Source organism: Marinitenerispora sediminis (assembly GCF_003336425.1).
Taxonomy (GTDB): Bacteria; Actinomycetota; Actinomycetes; order Streptosporangiales; family Streptosporangiaceae; genus Marinitenerispora; species Marinitenerispora sediminis.
Window position 1 is genome coordinate 1 of record NZ_QEIO01000435.1, and the last position, 221, is coordinate 221.

The 221-nt window shown below is 55.7% G+C and carries 1 rRNA gene; it reads right to left on the reverse strand.

What is annotated here, in order from left to right:
* Positions 1 to 72 (reverse strand): 5S ribosomal RNA (rrf, locus tag DEF28_RS27140); the annotation flags it as partial.
* Between the last annotated feature and the right edge of the window lie 149 nt (positions 73 to 221).

Consider the following 221-nt stretch of genomic DNA (forward strand, 5'->3'; position numbering starts at 1 on the left):
ATCGGCGCTGAGAAGCTTAACGACCGGGTTCGAAATGGGACCGGGTATTTCCCTCTCGCCATAACCGCCGTAACCCTAACCCCCCAAGAACAAACCCCCAGGGGAAAACCTAAAGACCCGCAGAAAAAACAATGTGCGCGAACACCCAGCATCCGTGATGGACAAGCCCTCGATCGATTAGTACCGGTCAGCTCCACACCTCACAGTGCTTCCACACCCAG